This is a genomic window from Deltaproteobacteria bacterium, from assembly GCA_018668695.1.
GTDB lineage: Bacteria > Myxococcota > XYA12-FULL-58-9 > XYA12-FULL-58-9 > JABJBS01 > JABJBS01.
In genome coordinates this window covers 1-3561 of sequence record JABJBS010000077.1, presented here as the reverse complement: position 1 = coordinate 3561, position 3561 = coordinate 1, and the positions used below count along the sequence as shown (strand labels likewise).

Below are 3561 nucleotides of genomic sequence, written 5' to 3'. Positions count from 1 at the left end.
GCGCGGATTTCGATGATGGATGCACTCGGCTTAGCCAAACGCACGGGCCGCCTGAGTGAGGTTGCGATTCAAGCCAACAACCTCGGCAATGTTTTACGGGAACGCGGCCAATATGAAGAGGCCATCGAATACTATAAAACGGCTCTGGCCATCGAAGACCGGGCGAAAAACCTAGAGGGCCGAGCCTACGCTTTACGAAACATGGGCCTAACCTACGCCCGAATGGACCAACCCGAAAAAGCTCAAACAATTCTTAAAGACGCTCTTGCACTGAGCCAAACCATTGGAAACCGGTACAACGAATTGCAGTGTGTTTTGGCCATTGCGGAAGTGGAAGAAAATATCGGTGCGACCACCGCTCAGCTATCCTGGACAACCGCTGCAAACCTCTCGAGGCAAATGGCTCTACCGGAAGCGCTTTGGCGAGCACTCTTTGGTATGGGACGTGTCACCGAAGATCCCTCTCAGTCAGAGCTCTTTTTCGAAGGTGCACTTTTGGTGCTTGAACAGCTCGGTGGTGGTCAAACTCAGGCCGTCGCTAAATACTCCGCTCAGAGTCTTTACCATCAGGCCATCAAGCTGGCTGTCGAACAAAATGACGAAGCCCGCATCTTTGATTTGTCTGAGCGCCAAAAGTTACGAAATTTAATCGACCAATTACCTGTATCGGACAAGACCGATGTTGAGAGGGCTTTGCTCAGAGAAGCCAGAGCGGCCTACCAAGAGAGTGTGCTTTTAAAAATATTTGAAGCCCCTGCAAGCTCACTCAACTCTCAACGTATGGCTTATCAGCAAGCCAAAGTGCGCTTTTCAAATACGGGTTCGCAGATCTTAGGCGGTGGTACGCCAGCCCCTATTCAGATTGAAACCCTACAGGAAGTGCTGGGGTCCGACACGGCTGCACTTATTATCAACAGCGGTGCCCCGATGGTAACCACTCAGTGGGTTCATCGGGACCGGGTGAAGACGACTTCTACGGAGATTACCGTCGATGAGTTGCGGCAATCATTGAGCCAGATCGAGGAGGCTATGAAAAACTTTGGCCCCATGGATGCTCTGCTTGACGACCTCAGTAGCAAACTCTTAAAGCCCGCGCAGCAATGGCTTGCTCAAGGCAAGCACTTGGTGGTCATCATACCTCAGGCTTATTCGCAGCTGCCTGTGTCTGCTCTTCGTGTTGGCGACAAAACCTTGATCGAGGAAATGACTGTCTCTACTGCGCCTTCAGCGACCTTGCTTGTGGCGCGGCTGCAAAGTGCCAAGAGTAGCGCGCCCAGCCGAATCCGAGCCATCGCGCCCGCAGCAGATTTACCTTTTTCTAAATTAGAGGTCAGTCATATTCAAACTGAGGGGCCAACCGACCAAGACCTTTTTGAGGAAGAACTGGATGCACTACACTTAGCCGGCCATATTAGAAATCGCGGGCTGTCCTACTTTGAAATTAGTAAAACTGAGTCAATCACAACCAATGACGTGATGCGGGCAGAGAAGACACCTGCTCTCGTAACGCTGAGCACATGCGAGGGGCTTCACAGGCAATCGTTCTTAAGCCTGGGACACGCTTTTTTGGTCAAAGGCTCTCAATCCGTGGTCGCCCATAACCACCGAGTCAGTGACTTAGCGGCCGCAGTTTTTATGAAGCATTTTTATCGCCACCTCAAACTGGGTCGGGCCGCGGCACTTCAAAAGGCGGCTCTTGAAACCAAGCAACACTTCCCACACCCAGCACACTGGGCGGGCTTTCAACTCATGGGTGATTTTCGTTAAAGAGCGGGCGGCTACTTACGCCAAACCCAAGGGGTAAAGAGAATCACAACGCTGAACAATTCCAGACGCCCTAAAAGCATTAGAAAACTCATCACCCACTTTGCAGCGTCAGGAAGATGGGCATAATTTTGAGCCGGGCCCACAGCCCCTAAACCAGGACCCATGTTGCTAAGCATCGAAACACTGGCGCTGCTGGCGGTGACAAGGTCATAACCACAGGCGGTCATCACAAAAATCCCCACAATAAACGCAAACGAGAAAACACACCCAAACGCCATAATATTTGCCACCACACCGGGCTTAAATACCTTACGCCCGATACGTACCGGTCGAACGCCATGCGGATAAAGCAAGCGATGAAGTTCACGGCTCACAGTTTTGGCGAAGACCAAGACACGCATCATTTTGATGCCACCTGCTGTTGATCCCATACACCCACCGATAAACATCAACATCACAAGAATCGTTTGCATCGCCATGGGCCAGGTATCATAGTCCACGGTGGCAAAGCCGCTAGAGGTTGCAAGCGTGACAACCTGAAATGCCGCGTCTCGGATATCGATGCCAAGCTCGCCGGTGGTCGGTACGATATAGACACCAAAGATGGTGGCACCGGTGATAAGCAAAATGAATGCCCTGAATTCGATATTGGCTAAAATCGCCTGAAACCGGCGTCTAAGGGCCTGGCTGTAGATTGAGAAATTTAAGCCCCCAATAAGCATAAAAACAATGATCACCCAGTGAATGGCTGAATTTTCAAAGTAACCAATACTCTGTGTATGGGTCGAAAAGCCGCCGGTCGAAAGCGTGGCAAACCCATGGCAGATGGCATCAAGTGGACTCATTCCCAAGAGCAAAAGAATCACCATCAACACCGCCGTAAAGACCACATAAAGAACCCAAAGCTCCTTGGCCGCATCGGTAATACGGGGCGTCTCGCGCTCATAAGCGATGCCGCCCGGACTTTCCGCTTTCATCAAGCGATAACCACCCACCCCTAGAATCGGTAGCAGGGCAATGCTCAACACCACGATGCCCATTCCGCCGAGCCACTGCGTCATGCTGCGCCACACCAAAATACCCGCAGGCATGATTTCAATTTCGGTAAAGGTCGTTGCACCCGTGGCAGTAAAACCGCTCATCGTCTCAAAAAAAGCATCCGTCACACTAAAGGTAATACCGCTGAGCAAATAGGGAAGCATCCCAAGAAGACTCATCGTAACCCAAGCAAGACTTACAATTGCGAAACCCTCGCGCACGCCAACTTTTCCGGCCGAATCTTTCGTCAAAAGGCGGATCGCTTGGCCCAGAGTGAGCCCAATGGCACTGGTAACTCCCAAACCGAAAAATTGAGAGACTTCAAAAAGAGTTCCCATAGGAATAAAAAACGCGACCACCATAGGCAACCATAGAGCAATCCCGAGAATCATCATCAGGTTACCCAATACAAAAAAAACGGCGCCTAAATGCATTGCTTATTTCCTGGTGGCGAACATTTTTTCTACGCCCGGGATGGCGGCTGGTCGACAATAAATAAAAGCACGGTTTCCGGCATCGATAATTGTTTCGCCATCGGGAATAACCACCATATCGTCATTGGCAACCGCGGCAACCAAGGCCCCCTTGGGGAACTTGAGTTCCTTAAGAGGTTTTTGATCCATCGAGCTTCCCACGGGAACTTCAAGTTCGAGCAATTCAGCATCACTGTGAGACATCTGCGTCACGGAATGAATCATACCTTTTCGGACGTGCGTTAGAATTTCGCCGATGGTAACCATTCGGGGACTGATAACG

At 50.9% G+C, this 3561-nt stretch carries 3 protein-coding genes; 1 reads left to right on the top strand and 2 read right to left on the bottom strand.

Features of this window, described 5'->3' with window-relative positions; genetic code table 11:
- The first annotated feature begins 12 nt into the window (after positions 1–12).
- Positions 13–1767: a CHAT domain-containing protein gene (locus HOK28_04345; GenBank protein ID MBT6432297.1), complete on the top strand. Its 1755-nt coding sequence runs from the start codon at positions 13–15 to the stop codon at positions 1765–1767.
- 11 nt (positions 1768–1778) lie between these two features.
- Here the strand turns inward: HOK28_04345 and HOK28_04340 are convergent, their stop codons facing one another.
- Positions 1779–3239, bottom strand: a complete 1461-nt coding sequence (locus HOK28_04340) for a TrkH family potassium uptake protein (GenBank protein ID MBT6432296.1) — start codon at positions 3237–3239, stop codon at positions 1779–1781.
- A 3-nt stretch (positions 3240–3242) separates the two neighbouring features.
- Positions 3243–3545, bottom strand: a complete 303-nt coding sequence (locus HOK28_04335; GenBank protein ID MBT6432295.1) for a hypothetical protein — start codon at positions 3543–3545, stop codon at positions 3243–3245.
- Positions 3546–3561: the final 16 nt, after the last annotated feature.

What these genes read in the sequence shown, in the direction of transcription:
- HOK28_04345 (MBT6432297.1), top strand. Translation starts at nt 13, where the DNA reads ATGATGGATGCACTCGGCTTAGCCAAACGCACGGGCCGCCTGAGTGAG.
- HOK28_04340 (MBT6432296.1), bottom strand. Translation starts at nt 3,239, where the DNA reads ATGCATTTAGGCGCCGTTTTTTTTGTATTGGGTAACCTGATGATGATT.
- HOK28_04335 (MBT6432295.1), bottom strand. Translation starts at nt 3,545, where the DNA reads ATGGTTACCATCGGCGAAATTCTAACGCACGTCCGAAAAGGTATGATT.